20 protein-coding genes are annotated in these 19,896 nt (G+C 67.9%); 10 read left to right on the top strand and 10 right to left on the bottom strand.

The window, feature by feature from the left end; genetic code table 11:
* Positions 1-80: 80 nt before the first annotated feature.
* The 6 genes from WFQ67_RS07365 (at position 81) to WFQ67_RS07340 (ending at position 5,720) form a co-directional block, all read left to right on the top strand.
* Positions 81-1,421, top strand: coding sequence for a nucleobase:cation symporter-2 family protein (locus WFQ67_RS07365; protein ID WP_213628397.1), 1,341 nt, complete (start codon positions 81-83; stop codon positions 1,419-1,421).
* A gap of 21 nt (positions 1,422-1,442) precedes the next feature.
* Positions 1,443-2,819: an amidohydrolase family protein gene (locus WFQ67_RS07360; protein ID WP_337056502.1), complete on the top strand. Its 1,377-nt coding sequence runs from the start codon at positions 1,443-1,445 to the stop codon at positions 2,817-2,819.
* 121 nt (positions 2,820-2,940) lie between these two features.
* A complete protein-coding gene (locus WFQ67_RS07355) occupies positions 2,941-3,543 on the top strand; it encodes a GNAT family N-acetyltransferase (protein WP_337056501.1) in 603 nt (200 codons plus the stop codon).
* Positions 3,544-3,788: 245 nt separating this feature from the next.
* The gene (locus WFQ67_RS07350) at positions 3,789-4,154 is read left to right on the top strand and encodes a VOC family protein (RefSeq protein WP_173173563.1); all 366 of its coding nucleotides are present in this window, start codon (positions 3,789-3,791) and stop codon (positions 4,152-4,154) included.
* A gap of 87 nt (positions 4,155-4,241) precedes the next feature.
* Positions 4,242-5,249: a response regulator gene (locus WFQ67_RS07345; RefSeq protein WP_111261460.1), complete on the top strand. Its 1,008-nt coding sequence runs from the start codon at positions 4,242-4,244 to the stop codon at positions 5,247-5,249.
* 3 nt (positions 5,250-5,252) lie between these two features.
* Positions 5,253-5,720 (top strand): PAS domain-containing protein, encoded by a 468-nt coding sequence (locus WFQ67_RS07340; protein WP_337056500.1) that lies wholly within the window; start codon positions 5,253-5,255, stop codon positions 5,718-5,720.
* A gap of 323 nt (positions 5,721-6,043) precedes the next feature.
* Here WFQ67_RS07340 and WFQ67_RS07335 read toward each other — a convergent pair whose 3' ends face one another.
* The 8 genes from WFQ67_RS07335 to yedA all read right to left on the bottom strand — a co-directional run bounded on the left by WFQ67_RS07335 (position 6,044) and on the right by yedA (position 15,728).
* Positions 6,044-7,513 carry an aldehyde dehydrogenase family protein gene (locus tag WFQ67_RS07335; protein WP_213628393.1) on the bottom strand — a complete coding sequence of 490 codons (1,470 nt, stop codon included), beginning with the start codon at positions 7,511-7,513 and terminating at the stop codon, positions 6,044-6,046.
* 18 nt (positions 7,514-7,531) lie between these two features.
* Entirely contained in the window at positions 7,532-8,344 is an 813-nt protein-coding gene (locus tag WFQ67_RS07330) for an ABC transporter permease (protein ID WP_263152640.1), read from the bottom strand.
* A gap of 1 nt (position 8,345) precedes the next feature.
* Complete coding sequence (locus tag WFQ67_RS07325) at positions 8,346-9,257, bottom strand: ABC transporter permease (protein ID WP_337056499.1); 912 nt, start codon at positions 9,255-9,257, stop codon at positions 8,346-8,348.
* Between the two features lie 106 nt (positions 9,258-9,363).
* Positions 9,364-10,503: an ABC transporter substrate-binding protein gene (locus WFQ67_RS07320; protein WP_213628390.1), complete on the bottom strand. Its 1,140-nt coding sequence runs from the start codon at positions 10,501-10,503 to the stop codon at positions 9,364-9,366.
* An 86-nt stretch (positions 10,504-10,589) separates the two neighbouring features.
* Entirely contained in the window at positions 10,590-11,708 is a 1,119-nt protein-coding gene (locus WFQ67_RS07315; RefSeq protein WP_337056498.1) for an ABC transporter ATP-binding protein, read from the bottom strand.
* A gap of 661 nt (positions 11,709-12,369) precedes the next feature.
* Positions 12,370-13,200: a LuxR C-terminal-related transcriptional regulator gene (locus WFQ67_RS07310; RefSeq protein WP_337056497.1), complete on the bottom strand. Its 831-nt coding sequence runs from the start codon at positions 13,198-13,200 to the stop codon at positions 12,370-12,372.
* A 208-nt stretch (positions 13,201-13,408) separates the two neighbouring features.
* Positions 13,409-14,734, bottom strand: coding sequence for a DEAD/DEAH box helicase (locus tag WFQ67_RS07305; protein WP_337056496.1), 1,326 nt, complete (start codon positions 14,732-14,734; stop codon positions 13,409-13,411).
* Between the two features lie 88 nt (positions 14,735-14,822).
* Complete coding sequence (yedA, locus tag WFQ67_RS07300; protein WP_213628387.1) at positions 14,823-15,728, bottom strand: drug/metabolite exporter YedA; 906 nt, start codon at positions 15,726-15,728, stop codon at positions 14,823-14,825.
* A 159-nt stretch (positions 15,729-15,887) separates the two neighbouring features.
* Here yedA and WFQ67_RS07295 point away from each other — a divergent pair, with 159 nt between their 5' ends.
* Positions 15,888-16,361, top strand: coding sequence for an Lrp/AsnC family transcriptional regulator (locus tag WFQ67_RS07295; protein WP_111261469.1), 474 nt, complete (start codon positions 15,888-15,890; stop codon positions 16,359-16,361).
* Positions 16,362-16,728: 367 nt separating this feature from the next.
* Here WFQ67_RS07295 and WFQ67_RS07290 read toward each other — a convergent pair whose 3' ends face one another.
* Positions 16,729-17,331: a 3'-5' exonuclease gene (locus tag WFQ67_RS07290; protein ID WP_337056495.1), complete on the bottom strand. Its 603-nt coding sequence runs from the start codon at positions 17,329-17,331 to the stop codon at positions 16,729-16,731.
* Between the two features lie 34 nt (positions 17,332-17,365).
* A complete protein-coding gene (locus WFQ67_RS07285) occupies positions 17,366-17,839 on the bottom strand; it encodes a LabA-like NYN domain-containing protein (protein WP_337056494.1) in 474 nt (157 codons plus the stop codon).
* A 220-nt stretch (positions 17,840-18,059) separates the two neighbouring features.
* Here WFQ67_RS07285 and WFQ67_RS07280 point away from each other — a divergent pair, with 220 nt between their 5' ends.
* The 3 genes from WFQ67_RS07280 (at position 18,060) to WFQ67_RS07270 (ending at position 19,887) form a co-directional block, all read left to right on the top strand.
* A complete protein-coding gene (locus WFQ67_RS07280) occupies positions 18,060-18,632 on the top strand; it encodes a cysteine hydrolase family protein (RefSeq protein ID WP_173180326.1) in 573 nt (190 codons plus the stop codon).
* Positions 18,629-19,147 carry a metal-dependent hydrolase gene (locus tag WFQ67_RS07275; RefSeq protein ID WP_337056493.1) on the top strand — a complete coding sequence of 173 codons (519 nt, stop codon included), beginning with the start codon at positions 18,629-18,631 and terminating at the stop codon, positions 19,145-19,147. Before WFQ67_RS07280 ends, WFQ67_RS07275 begins: the two co-directional genes overlap by 4 nt.
* Positions 19,148-19,224: 77 nt before the next feature.
* Entirely contained in the window at positions 19,225-19,887 is a 663-nt protein-coding gene (locus WFQ67_RS07270) for a hypothetical protein (protein WP_337056492.1), read from the top strand.
* The last annotated feature ends 9 nt before the right edge of the window (positions 19,888-19,896 follow it).

The following is a 19,896-nucleotide window of genomic DNA, read 5'->3' as shown; positions in this document are numbered from 1 at the left end:
CCCGTGAGCCGGGCGACGGCCCTGGGCACACTGAACGGGTTCCCTCAGCAACAAGAACAATTCGCCAGAGGACTAGCACCATGAATTCAGCCGTGCACCCGGTAGACCAGGTTCTGCCGCTCCGTCAGATGCTCACCCTCGGCCTGCAACACATGGCCGTCTCCTACATCGGCGCCATCGCCGTCCCGCTGATCGTCGCCAGCGCCCTGAAGATGTCCCAGCCGGACACCGTGCTGCTGATCAGCACCACGCTGTTCTGCTGCGGCATCGCCACCCTGATGCAGACCCTGGGCTTCTGGAAGTTCGGCGTGCGCCTGCCGATCCTCCAGGGCGCCGCCTTCAGCAGCGTGGGGCCGGTGATCGCCATCGGCAGCAACCCCGATGTCGGCGTCGCCGGCATCTGCGGCGCGGTGATCGGCGCCGGCCTCTTCACCATGCTGGTGGCGCCCTGGGTGGGTCGCCTGCGCCGGCTGTTCCCGCCCGTGGTCACCGGCTGCATCGTCACGGTGATCGGCCTGCAGCTGTTCCCCATCGCCTACGAATGGGCCGGCGGCGGGCGCAACCACAGCGACTTCGGCGCCCCCGGCTTCCTGCTGGTGACGCTGGTGGTGCTGGCGGTGATCCTACTGGTGACCCGCTACGGCAGCCCGCTGCTGCGCAACATGTCGGTGCTGATCGGCATGCTGGTGGGCGGCGGCCTGGCCTACGCGCTGGGCATGGGCAACTTCCATGGCGTGGAAGAGGCGCCCTGGCTGACGGTGCCGGTGCCCTTCCACTTCGGCGTGCCCACCTTCGCGCTGATCCCCATCGCCACCCTGGTGGTGGTGATGATCGTGCAGATGGTCGAGTCCATGGGCCTGTTCGTGGCCATCGGCGACATCGTCGAGCGCCCGGTGGAAGACCGCCAGGTGGTCGCCGGGCTGCGCGCCAACGGCCTGTCCAGCGCCATCGCCGGGATGTTCGCCGCCTTTCCCTTCATCGCCTTCATGGAGAACGTCGGCCTGGTGATCCTCACCGGCGTGCGCAGCCGCTGGGTGGTGGCCGTCAGCGGCCTGATGATGTGCACCGTGGCTCTGATCCCCAAGGCCGGCGCCATCATCGCCTCGATGCCCACCGCGGCCCTGGGCGGCGCCGCCGTGGCGATGTTCGGCGTGGTCGCCGCCGCCGGCATCCAGACGCTGGCCAAGGTCGACTACGAGCGCAACCGCTACAACGTGCTGATCGTCGGCTTCACCATCGCCGCCGCCCTGGTGCCGGTGCTCTCCCCCGCCCTGTTCCATCAACTGCCCGCGTGGAGCCAGCCCTTCCTGCACAGCAGCGTGGTGATCGCCTGCCTGGTGTCGGTGGGCCTCAACGCCGCCCTCAACGGGGTCGGCGTGCCGGACGCCGCGAACGGCAAGACCCTGCACGACGTGCTCTGACCGCAACCACGGGAACCTTCCATGAACGACATCCTGATCAAGAATCCCCAGGCCGTGATGACCGGCCTGCGCGGCGAACGCGCCCGCGCCGGCAGCCTCGACATCCGCATCCGCGACGGGCGCATCGCCGAAATGGCCAAGGGCCTGCAGCCGGGCGCCGGCGAGCGGGTGATCGACGCGCGCCGCTGCCTGGTCTACCCGGGCTGGATCAACACCCACCACCACCTCGCGCAGAACCTGCTCAAGGCCGTGCCCGCCGGCCTCAACCAGGACCTGCAGGGCTGGCTGGCCAGCGTGCCCTACCCGCGCCTGTCGCGCTTCACCCCCGAACTGGTGCGCATCGCCGCGCGCCTGGGCATGGCCGAGCTGCTGCTGTCGGGCGTCACCACCTGCGCCGACCACCACTACCTCTACCACGCCAACGGCAGCACCGAGAGCGGCGACGCGCTGTTCGACATCGCCGAGGAGTTCGGCATGCGCTTCGTGCTCTGCCGGGGCGGCGCGCTGGAGTCGGCCAACGCCCACCCGGGCTTCTCCAAGACGGCCCTGCAGCCGGAGAGCCTGGAGCAGATGCTCGGCGACATCGAGCGGCTCAAGGCGCGTTACCACCAGGACACCCCGGATGCCCTGCGCCGGGTGGTGGTGGCGCCCACCACGCCGACCTTCTCGCTGCCGCCGACGCTGCTCCGCGAACTGGCGCAGAGCGCACGCCGCATGGGCCTGCGCCTGCACACGCACCTGTCGGAGACGCAGAACTACGTGAACTTCTGCCGCGAGAAATACAACTGCCTGCCGGTGGAGTTCGTCGCCGAGCACGAGTGGCTGGGGCCGGACGTGTGGTTCGCCCATATGGTCCACGCCCAGCCCTCGGAGATCCGCCTGCTGGCGCAGACCGGCAGCGGCATCTCCCACTGCCCGGTGAGCAACGCGCGCCTGGGCAGCGGCATCGCCCCGGTGCCGCAGATGGCGGAAGCCGGCGTGCCGATCTCGCTGGGGGTGGACGGCGTCGCCTCCAACGAGTCCGGGAGCATGGTGGGCGAGGCCAACACCGCCTGGCTGATCCACCGTGCGAACCAGGGCGCCTCGGCCACCCTCGCCGAGGACGTCATCCACTGGGGCACGGCCGGCGGCGCCAGGGTGCTGGGCCTGGGTGCGGTGGGCACCCTGGAAGTGGGCCAGGCCGCCGACCTGGTGCTCTACGGCCTGGACCACCCGCGCTTCTTCGGCTTCCACGACCCGGCCCTCGCCCCGGTGCTGGCCGGCGAGCCGATGGCGGTGCGCTACAGCCTGGTGGGCGGGCGCCTGGTGGTGGACGACGGGGTGATCCCGGGGCTCGATCTTGAGCGTCTGCGCCGCGAGGCACTCGACGGCGTGCAGCAACTGCTGCAGGGGGACTGAGGCCCGGAGGCCGCGCCGCCCGGGACTCCCGGCGGCGCGGCTTACCCGCCCGGAAAGGCACTCGCGAAACATGGTACGCAAGTGCTAATTTCGCCTTTCCCTGCCCAGCCGAGCCCCGCCCATGCCGCTGACCTTCCGCCCCGCGACCCCCGCCGACGCCCCGGCCATCGCCCCGCTGGTGTACCGCTCCGGCCCCGCCGCCTTCGACCATGCCTTCGCCCGCAACGGCCACAGCGCGGTGGATTTCCTGCGCTGGACCCTGGCGCGGGAAGCCGGCGAGTTCGGCTACAAGGCGCACTGGGTGGGCGAGCAGGACGGCCGCATCGTCGCCACCGGCACCGCCTTCAGCGGCGAGGCCAACCTGCGCAACAGCCTCGCGGCGCTGGGGCAGATCATCGGCTTCTACGGCCTCGGCGCCGCGTCGGTGATCCGCCGTGGCCTGCAACTGGAACGCATCATCCAGCCGCCACCGGCCGCCACCTGCTACCTCGCCCACCTGGGTGTGGAAGACGGCCTCACCGGCCAGGGCATCGGCCGGCAACTGATCGACCACCTCCTGCAACAGGGCCGCCACGCCGGCCTGCAACGCGCCGCCCTCGACGTCTCGGCCGCCAACCCCCGCGCCCAGGCGCTCTACGAACGCCTCGGCTTCGTGGTCGAGCACGAGCGCCCCTCCACTATCCCCGGCGTCGCTGCGCATCGGTTCATGACACGGGGGATTTGAGGAGGCCGGTTGTCGTCGCGTCATCAGGAAAGCCCGATCGCGAATTAATTCGCTCCCACAAGGGCGGCGGCGCTGCGCGCCGCTTGGCGACTGAAGTCGCCCCTACCGATCATGCGCAGGCGCGACCGTCGTGCTCCCGACGGGCTACCGGAGCGGGTATTGCTGGGTTTAGGATGCGGCAGCAGGCGCCCGCAGAGGCGCCGACCTGACCGCGACGGCCTGTTCACCGACCATAGGGATAGCCCATGAGCACGCTGGAAACCGTTGAACTGAAGGCCTTCGTCCCCGCGAAGGACTACGAGCAGAGCCAATCCTTCTACCTAGACCTGGGCTTCAGGCCCGGCGGTGTCTCCGACGAGATCGCCTACTTCAGCCATGGCGACTGCGCCTTCCTGCTGCAGAACTTCTACGAGCCGGCCCTGGCCGAGAACCTGATGATGCACCTGCTGGTGAAGGACGTTGAGGCCTGGTGGCAGCACGTGCAGGCCAGCGGAGTGATCGAGCGCTACGGGGTGCGCGCCATCGCGCCCCAGGACCAGCCCTGGCGCATGCGCGACTTCGTGCTGTTCGACCCCAGTGGCGTGCTCTGGCGCATCGGCCAGAACATCTGAGCGCAACCCCGCCGGCACCTGGTGTCGGCGGCCACCGGGCCAGCGTCTATGCTTGCTCTGACCCTGAAGTGACGGCGGTGCCGCTAAGTGATCCCCCTCCTCGTCTGCGATGACTCGATGATGGCGCGCAAGCAATTGATCCGCGCCCTGCCCCAGGACTGGCCGGTGTCCATCACCCAGGCCACCCAGGGCGAAGAAGCCATGGTCGCCATCCGCCAGGGCCTGGGCCAGGTGGTGCTGCTGGACCTGACCATGCCGGTGATGGATGGCTACCAGGTGCTCGCCCAGCTGCGCGCCGAAGGCCTGGTGGCCCAGGTGGTGGTGGTGTCCGGCGATATCCAGGAGGAAGCCCAGCGCCGGGTGATGGAGCTGGGCGCCCTGGCATTCATCAAGAAGCCCGCCGACCCGGCCGAGCTGCGCGCCGTACTGGTGCGCCTGGGCCTGCTCAAGGTGCCGGCGCCAGGCGTGCCCGCCGAGCCGGTGCCCTCCCGCGAGGACCTGGTCCTCAAGGTCAACTTCCGCGACGCCCTGCGCGAGGTGAGCAACGTCGCCATGGGCCGCGCCGCCGCGCTGCTGGCCAAGGTGCTGGATGTCTTCGTGCAGTTGCCGGTGCCCCAGGTGAACATCTTCGAAGTCAGCGAATTGCACATGACCCTGGCCGACGCCCAGCGCGGCGAGCGGCTCAGCGCGCTGTGCCAGGGCTTCATCGGCGACGCCATCGCCGGCGAGGCGCTGCTGCTGTTCCACGACTCCGAGATCGCCGACATGGCCAACCTGCTGCGCTGGCAGCCGGCCGACGACAAGGAGACCTCGGAGATGCTGCTGGACCTGGCCAGCATCATCATCGGCGCCTGCCTGGCCGGCATCGCCGAGCAGATCGACGTGCGCTTCTCCCAGGGCCACCCGCAACTGCTCGGCCAGCATGCGTCCATCGAGCGACTGATCCACCTCAACCGCACCCGCTGGAAGAAGACCCTGGCGGTGGAGATCAGCTACAGCGTCGAGGCCCACGACGTGCACTTCGACCTGCTGCTGCTGTTCACCGAGGACTCGATCCCGCGCCTGACCCACAAGATCCGCTACCTGATGGACTGACCCATGCCGGCACAGATCGATATCAAAGAGGTTCACTGGTTGCTCGACATCGTGCAGTGCATCGACGTCGGCGTGGTGGTGCTCGACCGCCAGTACCGCGTGGAGGTGTGGAACAGCTTCATGGAGAACCACTCCGGCCTGGGCCCGGACGAGGTCCACGGCAAGGTGCTGTTCGAGCTGTTCGAGGAGATCGACGAGACCTGGCTGCGGCGCAAGGTGGACAGCGTGGTGCAGCTCGGCACCCGCGCCTTCAGCCTGTGGGAGCAGCGGCCTTACCTCGTGCGCTTCAAGAACTACCAGCCGATCACCGGGGAGGAGGACTTCATGTACCAGAACGTCACCCTGCTGCCGCTGATGGGTGCCAGCGGCAGCGTGGAGCACCTGTGCGTGGTGATCTACGACGTCACCGAGGTGGCGCGCTACAAGAAGCAGGTCGCAGCCCTGCGCGCCGGCGGCGGCGGCCCGGCATAGCCTCCAACCACGCACGCCCCGTGTAGGGGCGGATTCATTCGCCCAGCTCCGCCGTCCCCGTGGGAGCGAATTCATTCGCGATCGGATGATCGGGCCGTGCACCCACAGCGAAGCCTCAGGCATGACGCCGTGCCGGGGCCCGACTCCGCATGGTGGAGGTACAGAACGACCTCCACCCTACGCAACGGTCACGCTTGTGCGGCGGGGGCCGGCTGCTTTTGTAGGAGCGAATTCATTCGCGACCGGCCGATCGGGCATGCACCCACAGCACCTTCGCGCATCGGCATTCGGTGGGCTGAAGCCCACCCTACGGGCGCTGGAGGTCACTTGAGGTACCACCCCCAGGGTTCCTGGCTGCGGTATTCGGTGACCTGCTTGACCTCCAGGTAGTTGTCCAGCCCCCAGCGGCCCAGCTCGCGGCCGATGCCGCTCTGTTTCATGCCGCCCCAGGGCGCCTGGGTGAAGGTGGGTTGCGAGCAGTTGACCCAGACGATGCCGGCGCGCAGGCCGTTGGCCACCCGGGCGGCGCGGTCGAGGTCGGCGCTCATCACGGCGGCGGCGAGGCCGAAGCGGCTGTCGTTGGCCATGCGCAGGGCGTCGGCCTCGGTCTTGAAGCGCTTGACGCAGAGCACCGGGCCGAAGATCTCCTCGCGCCAGATGCTGGCGTTGTCGGCCGGCTCGTCGAAGATCGTCGGCTCCAGGAAGTAACCGTGGGACAGGTGCGCGGGGCGCTTGCCGCCGCTGATCAGGGTGGCCTCGCGGGTGCCCTGTTCGATCATCCCCAGCACCTTCTGGTACTGCCCGGCGCTGACCAGCGGGCCCAGCAGCACGCCGCGCTCCAGGCCGGGGCCGATGGTGATGCGCCGCGCCTCGGCGACCAGGCGCTCGAGCAGGCGCGGGGCGATGCCTTCCTGCACCAGCAGGCGCGAGGTGGCGCTGCACACCTGGCCCTGGTTCCAGAAGATGCCGAACAGGATCCATTCCACCGCCGCCTCGACATCGGCGTCGTCGAAGACGATGAAGGCCGACTTGCCGCCCAGCTCCAGGCTGATGTTCTTGATGTCGGCCGCTGCCGCCGACATGATTTTCGACCCCGTCGGCACGCTGCCGGTGAAGGCCAGCTTGTCCACGCCCGGGTGCTGGCTGAGCGGCCCGCCGGCATCGCCGCCAAGGCCGGTGACCACGTTGAGCACACCGGACGGCAGGCCGATGCGGTCCGCCGCGCTGGCCAGTTCCAGGGCGGTGAGCGGGGTCAGCTCCGAGGGCTTGAGCACGCAGGTGGCGCCCGCTGCCAGGGCCGGGGCGACTTTCCAGGCGGCCATCAGGAGCGGGTAGTTCCAGGGGATGATCTGCCCGGCCACGCCCACCGGCTCGTGGCGGATGCGGCAGCGAAAGCGCGCGTCCGGCAGCTCCAGCGCCTCGTCCTGGCGGCCGTCCAGCTCGCGGGCCAGCTCGGCGTAGTAGCGGAAGCAGCCGATGGCATCGGCGATGTCCCATTGCGCCTCGGGCAGCGGCTTGCCGTTGTCGCGCACCTCCAGCACCGCCAGGGCGTCCTGGCGGCCTTCCAGTTCGCTCGCCAAAGCCTCCAGCCAGCCGGCGCGCTCGGCGCCGGTGGTCTGCCCCCAGCCGCGGTTGAAGGCCTGGCGCGCAGCACGCACGGCGTGGTCGATGTCCTCCTCGGTGGCCGCCGGCACGCGCTGGATCAGGTCGCCACTGCTCGGGTCGAGCACGTCGAAATGGCCGCCCAGGTCCGGGCGTACCCATTGGCCGTTGATATACAGCTGGTCACGCATGGTGGCTCTCCAGGGTCGTCAGGCGCCGGTGCGGCGGTTCTGCAGGTAGCGGGAGGTGAACAGCAGTGCCAGGGAGGCGCAGATGATCACGGTCGAGATGGCGTTGATCTCCGGGGTGATGCCCCGGCGGATGGACGAGAAGATGTAGATCGGCAGCGTGGTTTCCGAGCCGGCGACGAAGAAGGCGATGATGAAGTCGTCGAAGCTGAAGGTGAACGCCAGGAGGAAGCCGGCCATGATCGCCGGCGCGATCTGCGGCAACACCACGCGGCGGAAGGTTTCCAGCGGCGGCGCGTAGAGGTCGGCGGAGGCTTCCAGCAGGGCCTTGTCCAGGGACTCGACGCGGGTGCGGACGATGACCATCACCAGCGCCATGGTGAACAGCGAGTGGGCCGCGACCACGGTGATGAAGCCCATGCGCAGGCGCGGCAGGCCGGCGCCGAGGAGCAGGTCCAGCAGCGGGTTGAGCACCTCGAACAGGCTGATGAAGGCGATCAGCGTGGCGATGCCGATGACGATGCCGGGGATGATGATCGCGCAGTAGGTCAGGGCGTCGAAGACCATCCGCACGCGCCGCCCGACCCGCTGCAGGCCGAACACCGCGAGGGTGCCGAACAGGGTGGCGATCAGCGCCGAGCACAGGGCGATCAGCGCGCTGTTGCCGAGGGCCTCCATGATGAAGGGGTTGCCGAAGGCACGACCGAACCACTGCACCGAGCAGCATTCGAAGGACAGCCCGCTGCGCCCGGCGTTGAAGCTGAACAGGATGATCAGCGCGATGGGCGCATAGAGGAACAGGTACAGCGAGGTGGAATAGCTGCGCAGCCACATGTCAGAGCATCCCGTCGGTGGAGCGCTTGCCGTAGCGCGCCACGAGCTTGAGGTAGATGAAGATGATCACCAGCATCATCGCCACCAGGGTCATGGCCACCGCGCTGCCGAAGGGCCAGTTGCGCGATTGCAGGAACAGGTCGACCAGCGCGTTGCCGACGAAGAACACCTTGCCGCCGCCGAGGATGGCGGGGATGAGGAACTCGCCCATGAGCAGGATGAACACCAGCATGGCGCCGGTGATCACGCCCGGCGCGGAGAGCGGCAGGGTCACCCGGCGGAAGGTCTCGAAGGCGCTGGCGCCGAGATCGGAGGAGGCCTCCAGCAGGCGCTTGTCGAGCTTCTCCAGGCTCACGTAGATGGGGAACACCATCAGCGGCAGGTAGCCGTAGACGATGCCGATCAGCACCGCCGTGGGGGTGTTGATCAGGCGCACCTCCTCCAGGCCGACGCTGGCCAGCAAGGCGGGGATGCCCTTGCCGCCGAGGATGAAGATCCAGGCGTAGGTGCGGATCAGGAAGCTGGTCCAGAACGGCACGATCACCAGGGTCAGCAGCAGCGAGCGGTTGCGCTGCACCTTCACCGCCAGGAAGTACGCCAGCGGGTAGGCCGCCAGCAGGCACACCAGGGTGCCCAGCGGGGCGAGGAACAGGGTGTTGGCGAAGGCCTTGGCCCGCGAGCCGAGGTTGAGGTAGTTGTCCAGGGTCAGCGCGGCGGCGTAGCCACCCACCGGGCTGCGCTCGCCGAGGCTGAAGACCAGGATGATCACCAGCGGCATCAGCAGCATCAGCAGGAACCACAGGGTGGACGGCAGCAGCAGGAGCAGCGTCACGCGGCGGCCGAGGCTGCGGCTTTCGACCGGCGCGGCCTGGCCCGCAACGACCGGTGCGGGAGCGCTGAGAGCGACGTTCATGGAAGAGTCCCTACGATTCATGGAGGCGACCAGGGTAGGAGCGAGCTCTGCTCGCGAATGCGGCGTCGCGATTCACGGCGGAGCTCGCCCCTGCGGCCGATGAGGGTCAGGCAGCCTTGAAACGCGCCATCAGTTCGGCACGTTCCGGGCTGGTGAGGGTGGCGGCGGCGCCGAACTCCAGGGCGCTGAGCAGCTCGGCGGCCGGGTACATGATCGGGTCGTCGAGCATCGCCTTGGGCAGCAGCGCGTCCACGCGCTTGTCGCCGCTCGGGTAGCCGTGGGCTTCCACTTCCAGCTTGTTGACCTGCGGGTCGAGGAGGAAGTTGATCAGCGCGTAGGCGGCATCGGGGCGTTCGGCGCCCTTGGGGATGGCGAAGAAGTCGCTCCACAGCTCGCCGCCTTCCTTGCCCAGGGTGAACTGCATGTTCGGCAGGTCGCGGTGCAGCTGCGAGCCGTCGCCGGTCCAGCACATGGACATCCAGGCGTCGCCGTTGCGCATCGAGGGCTGGTAGTCGGAGTTGATGGCGAACAGGTGCGGCTTGACCTCCAGCAGGAGCTTCTCGGCGTCGGCCAGCTCCTTCGGGTCCAGCGAGTTGAAGCTGTAGCCGAAGGACTTCAGCGCATTGCCGATGGCGGTGAGCTGGTAGTCATGGACCATCACGCGGCCCGAGGCTTCGCCCTTGGCCAGCTCCCAGAACTCCTTCCAGCTGCTGGGCTTGGATTTGATCCTGTCGCTGTCGTAGACGAAGCCGGTGGTGCCCCAGTTCTTCGGCACGGCGTAGAGCTTGCCGTCGACGATGCCCTGCTCCATGAAGCGCTTCTCGTAGCTGGCGGCATCGAAGTTGGGCAGGCGCGAGAGATCCAGCGGCTCGATCAGGCCCAGCTCGACGTAGGTGCTGATGGTGTAGTTGGTGGGCACGAAGAGGTCCCAGCCGCTGCCGCCGGCCTGGAGCTTGGCGAGCATCTCCTCGTTGGAGCCGAAGACGTTCATCTGCACATGGGCGCCGGTCTTCTCGGCGAAGGCCGCGAAGTTCTCGGCGTTGTGGTAGTTCGGCCAGGTGGCCAGCACCACGCGATCACCGATGGCCTTGTCGGCGCCGTAGGCCTTGCCGGTGAGCAGGCCGGGCATGTTGGTCGCGACCACCGCCGCCGCCAGGCCCAGGCCGGTGCGGCCAAGGAATTCACGTCGGGTGATGGAGCCGTTCTGCCAGCTGCGCATCTGTTTGATGAAGTCTTTACGGTCCATTGCCTGCTACCCCGCCTGTTGAGTGTTGGTTTTCTTGTCTGCCCTGCACTGCAAAAGCCCCTGCGATGCCTTGCCGGGGGGATGAACTAGAGCGCCATGGCCAGGCCGGCGGCCTGGTCCCAGCCGATGCGCACCGGCGCGCCATGCTCGAAGGCCGCCTTGTCGCGCCCGGTGTGGCCCGGCACGCGCACGCAGACGATGCCGAAGGGCTCGGTGCGCACGCGGTATTCGGTGAGGTTGCCCAGGTAGATGCGGTCCACCACCTCCCCGGCCAGGCTGATCTCCCGGGCCAGGGCGTCGGCGGCATTGCCGATGGCGATCTGCTCCGGGCGCACGGCGATGCAGCCCGGCTCGCTGGCCGCCAGGCGCGGGCCGGTGGGGGTGGCCGGGCTGGCCAGTTGCAGGCCCTGGGGCATGTCCAGCAGCACGCGGTCGCCGTCCACCCGGCGCACGGTGCCGGTGAACAGGTTGGATTCGCCGATGAAGTCCGCCACGTAGCGGCTGGCGGGGGTTTCGTAGAGCTGCTCGGGGGTGGCGGTCTGGATGATGCCGCCGTCCTGCATGACGCTGATGCTGTCGCTCATCGACAGCGCCTCTTCCTGGTCGTGGGTGACCAGCACGAAGGTGATGCCGACCTCGCGCTGCAGGCGCAGCAGTTCGGACTGCATCTCCTTGCGCAGCTTGCGGTCCAGCGCCGCCAGGGGCTCGTCCAGCAACAGCACGGTGGGCTTGTTGACCAGGGCGCGGGCCAGGGCCACGCGCTGCTGCTGGCCCCCGGAAAGCTCGTGGGGCTTGCGCTGGCCGAAACCGGTGAGGCGCACCATCTCCAGGGCCTCGTCGGCGCGGCGGCGCTGCTCCTCGCGGTCGGGCCGGGGGTTCAGGTAGCGCAGGCCATAGGCGATGTTTTCCGCCACCGTGAGGTGGGGGAACAGGGCGTAGCTCTGGAACACCATGTTCACCGGCCGCTGGTGCGCCGGAATGCCCGCCACGGGCCGGCCGCCGAGCCAGACTTCGCCGGCGCTGGGCTGCTCGAAGCCGGCGATCATGCGCAGGGTGGTGGTCTTGCCGCAGCCGGAGCTGCCGAGGAAGGAGTGGAAGGCGCCCCGCCGGACCTTGAAGTTCAGCCCGCTGACCGCGCGCACCGAGCCGTAGCTCTTTTCCACGTTGCGGAATTCGATATCGAAGACAGCTTCTGCATCGCTCACGACCAGCCCCTTTTCCAGGTGTTCCTGCTTGTGTGGCCACGCTATCAACCGCTGTTTCGGACTGTATATATCCCTCCGGGAATAGGGCCTGGCGCCGCCCGGCGGCCCGTCGAACTCCTGGGGAGCTATTCACAGAAGCTGTGGATAACTTTGTGGACAGCGAGTGGATGGGCGCGTGCGCACCGCTCCTGACAGGGGCCGCCACGAACTGTTCATTTTTTGATCAAACACGAGGTGGCGAAGATCGCCTCCGGCTAGCAGATCAGCCCCCTCGGGGCAAGCGTCCGTGTGCCCACAGAAACGGTGGATGAAGCTGTGGATAACTCGTCTATAACCTCCCACAGGCCAGCAACGACGGGAGCCCTGCGAATATGTACAAAAAATGAACAGCGGTGCAAAAGTGCGATTTCACGTCGCACCGGCGACGAAAAGCGCCTGCCACCGGAGCTGCGCCAAGGCAAGCCTTTTTTCTGCATAAAAAGGCTTGCCGCAGGGTCTGAAATGTCGCAGGGGGTGGGATTTCCCGCCCACATTATCTGTGGAGCGGACTGTGGATAAGTCGTGGACAGGCGGCTCTGGACCTTGAGCCACGGGGGTTGCAGACCAATGGTTGGTTATTGATCAGCGCCGCTAAATTCCCGTTGGCGATAAGGCCCTGCGCTCAGATCGCGGTACGCAATACCGGATCGATGGAGGCCTCGCGCTGCCCGGCGAGGTCACGCACCAGCAGGCCGAGCAACTCCGACTGGCTGCCGATACCGAGCTTGGCGTAGATGTTCTTGCGGTGGATCTTCACCGTGCCGGGGCTGATGGCCAGGTGCTCGGCCACCGAGGCACTGGAGTGCCCGCGCAGGAGCATCTGCACCACTTCCTGCTCCCGGGCGGTGAGCAGGTGGGCACCGAATTGCTCGAAGGTCTCGCGGATCTTGTAGTCCAGGTCCTGGGCCGGACGCGGCTGGTGGGCGCGGCGCTGTTCCCAGGCCTCCCCCACCACCTGTTCGACCACCGCCTGGACGCAGTCGAGCAGCTGCATCTCGTCGCGGCTGTAGGCCGGGCTGCAGGCGCTGCGCATCAGCGAGAGCACGGCCTTGGCGCCGTCGGCGAGGTCGACGAAGAAGGCGATCTCCTCGGTGAGGCCGGTCTGCTGGTAGTAGGTGACGTAGTACTCGCCCAGGTAGAAGTGGTCCGGCGCGAACTGGCGCAGGCGCCACAGCCCGGGCGCCTGGTTGCGGGTGCAGGCGAGGTAGAAGGGGTCGAGCAGGTAGGGGCCGACCTGGTAGTCCTCGACATAGACATGGCGCTTGTCCGCCGGGAAGGTGTCGAACAGCGCCAGCGGTCGGTGGTTGCCCTCGTAGACGAAGAGCACGAAGTGATCGACGTGGCAGATCTGCTGCAGCCATTGGGCGAGACCGAGCAGGCGCGCGCGGCCGGCGGGCAGTGACAGCAGGTGGGCGACACCGGTGGTCCAGTGCTTGAGTTCCTTGGGACGCATCATGGAATCGTCTGACGTGGGACTGCGCTTCGAACGCACTAGGCGTTCATCATTTCGCACAGAAATGCACGATCTGCGCCATTATTCCGAACTCTCGCCAATCCCGCGCCAGGCCCCGTGCCGCCGGTTCTGGCGACACGGGCGCTGCACCTCGATGGTTCGTCACGCCCCGCGTTGCGTCACCCGATGCCACACCGGGCGGTAGCAGTCAGCCCTTCTTCGCCTTGCCGAAACCCGGGCCCTTGCGCACGGCCTTGGTCTTCGGCGCCTCGCTGTCGATCCAGTTGCCCAGGCGCGACGGCTTGCCACCCTTGCCGCCGGCCTGGGGCTCCTTGGGTTTCTTCGGCTTCTTGGGTTTTTTCAGGATGGCGCCGGTGGCGTCGGTCTGCGGCACCCGGTGGTCGGGGACGAAGCCGGGCTCCTCGCGGCGCTGCAGGGTCTGCTTGATCAGCACTTCGATGGCCGAGAGCAGCTGCACCTCGTCGGCACAGACCAGGGAGATGGCCTCGCCGGTGGCGCCGGCACGCCCGGTGCGGCCGATGCGGTGCACGTAGTCCTCGGCCACGATGGGCAGGTCGAAGTTGACCACCAGCGGCAGGTCGTCGATGTCCAGGCCACGGGCCGCGACATCGGTGGCGACGAGGATCTGCACCTCGCCGGCCTTGAAGCGCTCCAGCGCGCGCAGGCGCGAGGGCTGCGGCTTGTCGCCGTGGATGGCGTCGGCGGAGACGCCCACGCGCTGCAGGTCATCCACCAGTTCGTCGACCCCCTTGCGCGTCTTGACGAACACCAGCACCTGGCCCCAGCGCCGCTCCTGCAGCAGGTGCAGGAACAGTTCGGACTTGCGCTTCTTGTCGACGGTGATCAGCCACTGCCTGACGCTGCGGGCGGCGGCGTTGCGCGGGCTGACCTCGATGGACAGCGGGTCGCGCAGCAGTTCGCGGGCCATCTGGCGGATGGCGTCGGAGAAGGTGGCGGAGAACAGCAGGGTCTGGCGGCGGCGCGGCAGGGCGGAGAAGACGTCGTCCAGCTCGCGGGAGAAGCCGAGGTCGAGCATGCGGTCGGCCTCGTCCAGCACCAGCGCCTGCAGCTGGTTGAACTTGACCGCGTTCTGCCGGTACAGGTCGAGCAGGCGGCCGGGAGTGGCCACCAGCACGTCGATGCCCTTGCGCAGCTTCATCATCTGCGGGTTGATGCTGACCCCGCCGTACACCGCGTAGGTGCGCAGCGGCAGGTTCTGCCCGTAGACGCGGAAGCTCTCGTGGACCTGCTCGGCCAGCTCGCGGGTGGGCACCAGCACCAGGGCGCGCACCGAGTTGGCGGCCACCTGCGGGCCTTCCATCGTCAGGCGTTGCAACAGCGGCAAGGCGAAGCCGGCGGTCTTGCCGGTGCCGGTCTGCGCCGCGGCCATCAGGTCGCGGCCCTTGAGCACGGCGGGGATCGCCTCGGCCTGCACCGGCGATGGGGTCTTGTAGCCGAGCGTGTCGAGCGCGCGCAGCAGGGGGTCGATCAGGCCAAGGGAAGCGAAGGTCATGGGGCGGAACCGGAGGTGGAAAAGGCGCAATTCTATCAGGCCGCCGCAAAACTACCTGCGTCGCCGTCGCCCGGGTTCCGGCCTCCCGTCAGCTCGTCTGCTGCAGCACCGGCTCCTTGGGCTTGCGCCACTGCGGCAGGCCGATCAGCACCACGGCGCTGATGATCACCAGCATCGCCAGGCCTTCCTCGCCACCGATGTGCTCGCCGGCGAAGAGCACGCCGAGCAGCACCGCCACCACCGGGTTGACGTAGGCGTAGCTGGTGGCCGCCGCCGGGCGCACGTTCTTCAACAGGTAGAGGTAGGAGCTGAAGGCGATGATCGAACCGAACACCACCAGGTAGGCCAGGGCCGCCCAGCCGGCGGGGGTGGGCAGGCTCTCCATGCGCTCGCCGCTCAGGGCGCTGCCCAGCAGCAGAGCGACGCCACCGGCGAGCATCTCCACGGCGCTGGCCATGGGGCCGGCGGGCAGCGGCAGGTGCTTGCTCCACATGGAGCCGAAGGACCAGCTGGCGGCAGCGAAGATGATCAGGGCGGCGCCCAGCGGGCTGGCCTGGAGGTTGGAGCCGAGGTTGAGCAGGCCGATGCCGATCAGCCCGAGCACGATGCCGGCCCATTCCAGGCGCGTGGTGCGCTGGCCCCAGATGAGGCCGAACAGCAGGGCGAACAAAGGCACCGTGGCCACCGCCAGGGCGGCGACGCCGGAGGCCACGCCCAGGTGCTCGGCCAGGGTCACGCCGCCGTTGCCGCAGCTGAGCAGCAGCACGCCGACCATCGCGCCGGCCTTCCATTCGCGCAGGGTCGGCATGGGCGCGCCGCGCCAGCGCAGCCAGGCGAACATCAGGCTGCCGGCGATGACGAAGCGCACGCCGGCCATGAGCAGCGGCGGCCAGGATTCGACGCCGATGCGGATCGCGAGGTAGGTGGACCCCCAGATGATGTAGAGGGCGAAGAAGGCGCCGATCAGCAGGAGGGGAAAACGTTGCGCAGGCATGGGGGGCTCGACGATCCGGTTGGCAGGGTGTTTATTCTATGCAAGGCCATATAGGGAAAATAAGCGATTAAACCTGCTTCAATGGCCACTTAACTTTCGAATCAACGCCAATAAGCGCTGTTTGCCTTGTTTCCTAAATACCCTGCGTGGAGACCACCGATGGACAAGTATGATCGCCTGCTGCTCTCGGCGCTGATGGAGAACGGCCGTGCCTCGTTCGCCGAACTGGCGCGCCGGGTCAACCTCTCGCCCCCGGCCGTGGCCGACCGCGTGGCCAAGCTGGAGGCCAGCGGCGTGATCACCGGTTACCACGCCGCCGTCGACCCGGCGAAGATCGGCCTGCCGATCGAATGCGTGATCGAGCTGCGCCTCGCCGACCATGATTCCAAGCGCGCCCTGGAGGCCCTGGAAAAGATCCCGCAGATTTCCCTCTGCCACCGCATCACCGGCGACGCCTGCGTGCTCATGAAGGCCGCCGTGGCGACGATGCCGGAGCTGCAGGACCTGATCGACCGCCTCAGCCAGTACGGCGCGAGCAAGACCTCGCTGATCCTCTCCACCCCCTTCGAGCGACGCATCCCGGCAGAACTGCAGGTGCACGGTGGGAAGGTCGAGGCGTTGCGCAAGGTGTGAAGAGGTTCCAGGCGCCGTAAACGCCGGGTTGCACCCGACCTGCAGGCTGCGCGATCCCTGTAGGGGCGAATTCATTCGCCAAGCAGGCCGCAGGGCTGCCACCACTGGTTCTCCCGGACGCATCGCCGCGTGGGACTCCGTAGGTTGGTGCCGAGCACAGCGAGGCCCAACGCAGCGATATTCGGCCTCGCTGTGGGCAATCCTGTGGGAGCGGCTTCAGCCGCGAAAGACCCGCCGCCGGTACTGAGCTACGGGTGGCCGGACACTCCATCGCGAATGAATTCGCTCCCACCAGGCGGTGTGGGACTCGGCATCGCCTGGTGGATGAAAAGAGCGTCATCCCTACGCTGGGCTCACCGCGCCTGATCTACAGGCGCTTCAGCGCCTCCAGGATCTTCGCGGCAGGGACCTTCTGCAGGCGGCAGAACAGTTCGTGGCTCACCTGGCGCACACCGTGGCGTTCGCGCAGGCGGTCGGCGATGTGCAGGGTGAGGTTGGCCGCCATCTCGGCATCGGCCATGGCGCGGTGGGCCTGGCCGGTGTCGGGCAGGCGCGCCCAGCGGTTGAGGGTGCCGAGCTTGTGGTTGGGCGCCTCCGGCAGCAGGCGGCGCGACAGCAGCAGGGAGCAGGCGAAGGCCTGCCGGCGACGGCGCCCGAGGCGTGCCAGTTCGGCGTCCCAGAACTTCTGGTCGAAGGAGGCGTTGTGCGCCAGCAGGGGAATGTCGCCGACGAAGTCCGCCACCTCCCCCATCACCTGCGCCGCCGGCGGGGCGGCACGGACCATGGCGTTGCTGATGCCGGTGAGGCTCTCGATGAAGGGCGGCACCCAGACGCCGGCGTTCATCAGGCTCTGGTAGCGGTCGACGATGCGGCCCTGGTCGAGGATGACGACGCCTATCTCGGTGGCGCGGCAGTTGTCCCCCGGCGTGACGCCGGTGGTTTCGAAGTCGATGACGGCGATGGGGTCCACGGGGTTTCCACTGTTCTGCAGGGGCGGCGGGCTGTCACTTGAGCAGCAGGCCGCCCTCGATGGGTACGTAGCGGCTGGCGGCGCGCACCAGCGATTGAGCCGTGAGGCCCGGCACGCCATAGGCGACGGCCTCGACGCCACGGTCGCGGACGCGGTCGAGCAGCAGGTCGAAGTCGCCATCGCCGGAGGCCAGGACGATCTCGTCCACCCGCGCGGCGGCGTCGAGGATGTCGATGGTGATGCCCACGTCCCAGTCGCCCTTGGCCGAGCCATCGGCGCGCTGGATGAAGGGCTTGAGCTTCACGGTGAAGCCGAGGTTGCGCAGGATCTGCTGGAACTGCTGCTGGCGGGCGTCGCCCCGGTCGATGGCGTAGGCATAGGCCTCGACGATCTCGCCACGGGCGGCGACGTCCTTCCACAGCGCGGTGTAGTTGAAGTGACAGCCATAGGCCTGGCGCACCGTGTAGTAGAGGTTCTGGACATCGGCGAACACTGCGATCTTCTTCACCGGGTTTCCTCGGGGTGGCGGGCGTGGGTTTCTGGCTGCGAAAAAACGTAGGCGAGGCCGCCAGCGCAAGGCAGGAACAGGCGAAAAAAGCGGAGTCTACACACTGTAGATGAGCATTTTTGAGCCTGTTCCTAATGCAGCGATGGCAACGCAGGTAGTTTTTCGAAGGTCTGCTAGAGTCGGCGCACAGTATGCCAGCCCCGAGGAAAGGACACTCGACATGCCGCTGAACGACCCACTCCACTCGCCTCCCGCCCTGATCATCATCGACATGCAGCAGGGCATCGCCCGCGTCGCCACGCCACGTAACAACCCCCAGGCCGAAGGGCGCATCGCCGCCCTGCTCGCCCACTGGCGCGGGCAGGGCTGGCCGCTGGTGCATGTGCGCCACATGTCCCGCGAGCCGGGTTCGGTGTTCGCCCCGGGGCAGGACGGCGCGCTGTTCCAGCCGGAGCTGGCCCCCAGGCCGGACGAGCAGGTGCTGGAGAAGAACGTCACCGACGCCTTCACCCACAGTGCGCTGGAACGCTGGCTGCACGTGCGCGGCATCCGCCGCGTGGTGATCACCGGGGTCGCCAGCGAGAACTCGGTGGAAGCCACTGCGCGCAGCGCCAGCAACCTGGGCTTCGCCACCACCGTGGTGGCCGACGCCTGCTACACCTTCGCCAAGGCCGACTGGTCGGGCCGCCCGCGCAGCGCCGAGGAGGTGCACGACATGGCCATGGCCAACCTCGCCGGCGAGTACGCCGAGGTGCTGGAGAGCGAGGCCCTGCTGGCCGGGCTGATGTCGTGATCGTCGCCCACCTGCCCACCGGCTACCTGATCGGTGGCCTGCTGGAACGCCACCTGCGCCCCGCCACCTGCAGCTCGCGCCTGTGGATGGCGGTGGCGCTGCTCGGTGCCTTCGCCCCGGACCTGGACATGCTCTATTTCCACCTGGTCGATGGCCGCCAGCATCACCACCACAGCTACTGGAGCCACTGGCCGGTGGTGTGGTTCGGCACCCTGGCGCTGGCCCTCACCTGGCGCCAACTGGCGCGCCGCGCGCTGGCGCCGGTGATGCTCTCGCTGTTCACCCTCAACGGTTGCGTGCACCTGATTCTGGACAGCGTGGTGGGCGACATCTGGTGGCTGGCGCCCTGGGTCGACCAGCCTTTCGCCTTGGCCACCGTCACGCCGCGCTACCAGCCCTGGTGGCTGAACTTCCTCCTGCATTGGTCTTTTCTGCTCGAGCTCACCTTGCTGGGGGCTGCGCTATGGCTTGCCCGGCGCAGACGCCGCAACACGGCAGCGCAGGTCGCGATCTAGGTCGAGCGGCGCCTTGGAGAGGGCGCGCGGCATCGACTAGAGTTGCTTCACAGCCCTGCATTCCTATGGCGCCGTCAATGAATCCCCTGCTCCTGCTGCGTGACTCCTGGTATTTCTTCAGCCGCCACTTCGGCCCGATCGCCTCGCTCTGCCTGCCGGTGATCCTGCTCGAGGCACTGGCCCTGCAGGTGGCCTCGGCCTGGCTGGGGGAGGCCTCGTCGTCGGTTTCCGACCTGCTCATCCGCCTAGTGTTCTACCCCCTCTATACCGGCGCGCTGATCGTCTTCCTCGACAGCCGCAGCAGCCGCATCAACCTGAAGAAGAAGCAGATCTGGAGCCTGGCCCTGTTGCGCTGGCCGTCCTTTGCGGTGCTCGCGGCCTTCAGCACGCTGCTGATCATGCTCGGGGCTTCGCTGCTGATCCTGCCGGGGCTGTGGATCATGAGCCGGCTGGTATTCGCCGAGTACCTGCTGGTGCTGGACGGCCTGTCGCCGATGGAGGCGATGAAGGAGAGCTTCCGCATGAGCGATGGCCATTTCCTCACCATCCTCTGCTGCATCCTGCTGGCGATGGGGCCGGTATGGGCCTTCGAGTGGTGGGCCTATGGCGAGCTGGGCGAGCGCCCGGACAGCGTCGCCAGCGTCTTCGTCGACTGCCTGGACGGCTTCCTGCAGCTGTTCACCTGCGTCTTGATATTCCGCCTGTTCAGCCTGCTCGGGGAGCCCGCAGCGGAGCGCTGAAAGCCGGCT

The organism is Pseudomonas sp. USHLN015 (genome assembly GCF_037153275.1).
GTDB lineage: Bacteria > Pseudomonadota > Gammaproteobacteria > Pseudomonadales > Pseudomonadaceae > Metapseudomonas > Metapseudomonas tohonis.
Note: the sequence above shows the minus strand (reverse complement) of the source record. Positions and strands in the feature narration are given on the sequence as shown.

Coding starts and splice junctions, on each gene's coding strand:
- WFQ67_RS07365 (WP_213628397.1), top strand. CDS start 81: ATGAATTCAGCCGTGCACCCGGTAGACCAGGTTCTGCCGCTCCGTCAG.
- WFQ67_RS07360 (WP_337056502.1), top strand. CDS start 1,443: ATGAACGACATCCTGATCAAGAATCCCCAGGCCGTGATGACCGGCCTG.
- WFQ67_RS07355 (WP_337056501.1), top strand. CDS start 2,941: ATGCCGCTGACCTTCCGCCCCGCGACCCCCGCCGACGCCCCGGCCATC.
- WFQ67_RS07350 (WP_173173563.1), top strand. CDS start 3,789: ATGAGCACGCTGGAAACCGTTGAACTGAAGGCCTTCGTCCCCGCGAAG.
- WFQ67_RS07340 (WP_337056500.1), top strand. CDS start 5,253: ATGCCGGCACAGATCGATATCAAAGAGGTTCACTGGTTGCTCGACATC.
- WFQ67_RS07335 (WP_213628393.1), bottom strand. CDS start 7,513: ATGCGTGACCAGCTGTATATCAACGGCCAATGGGTACGCCCGGACCTG.
- WFQ67_RS07330 (WP_263152640.1), bottom strand. CDS start 8,344: ATGTGGCTGCGCAGCTATTCCACCTCGCTGTACCTGTTCCTCTATGCG.
- WFQ67_RS07325 (WP_337056499.1), bottom strand. CDS start 9,257: ATGAACGTCGCTCTCAGCGCTCCCGCACCGGTCGTTGCGGGCCAGGCC.
- WFQ67_RS07320 (WP_213628390.1), bottom strand. CDS start 10,503: ATGGACCGTAAAGACTTCATCAAACAGATGCGCAGCTGGCAGAACGGC.
- WFQ67_RS07310 (WP_337056497.1), bottom strand. CDS start 13,200: ATGCGTCCCAAGGAACTCAAGCACTGGACCACCGGTGTCGCCCACCTG.
- WFQ67_RS07305 (WP_337056496.1), bottom strand. CDS start 14,734: ATGACCTTCGCTTCCCTTGGCCTGATCGACCCCCTGCTGCGCGCGCTC.
- yedA (WP_213628387.1), bottom strand. CDS start 15,728: ATGCCTGCGCAACGTTTTCCCCTCCTGCTGATCGGCGCCTTCTTCGCC.
- WFQ67_RS07295 (WP_111261469.1), top strand. CDS start 15,888: ATGGACAAGTATGATCGCCTGCTGCTCTCGGCGCTGATGGAGAACGGC.
- WFQ67_RS07280 (WP_173180326.1), top strand. CDS start 18,060: ATGCCGCTGAACGACCCACTCCACTCGCCTCCCGCCCTGATCATCATC.
- WFQ67_RS07270 (WP_337056492.1), top strand. CDS start 19,225: ATGAATCCCCTGCTCCTGCTGCGTGACTCCTGGTATTTCTTCAGCCGC.